Annotated in this window: 1 protein-coding gene; it reads right to left on the bottom strand. The window is 80.9% G+C overall.

Features of this window, described 5'->3' with window-relative positions; translation table 11 throughout:
- On the bottom strand, nucleotides 1–329 hold a 329-nt coding region (locus UK12_RS42360), incomplete at both ends, for a hypothetical protein (protein ID WP_197085423.1).

Here is a 329-nt window from a genome sequence, read left to right as displayed (position 1 = left end):
CGGGGCCACGGGGCGGCACGTTGTGATCGGGCGGCGCCGGCGGGCGCAGGCCGGGCATCGGGTCGGCGCGGAGCCAGGCCTGGCTGCGCCACCAGGCCACGCCGCGGCGCGGGATGGACAGTTCGCGATTGGGCGTGCGCGCATCGGCGTCAGCGGCGCGCCGCGCGGGCGCGTCCGCGAGCCGGCCGGCGGCCTCCGGACGGTCGAGCAGGGCCAGCGGGACGACCGCGGGCCGCGCCCGGCGCCGCTCGCGGCCGACCGGGACCCCTCGCTCCACCAGCAGCCAGGCCCAGCTGGTCAGGGCGATCCGGTAGATCCGTCGGGAGCCC

This window comes from Saccharothrix sp. ST-888, assembly GCF_000955975.1.
Taxonomy (GTDB): domain Bacteria; phylum Actinomycetota; class Actinomycetes; order Streptomycetales; family Streptomycetaceae; genus Kitasatospora.
Note: the sequence above shows the minus strand (reverse complement) of the source record. Positions and strands in the feature narration are given on the sequence as shown.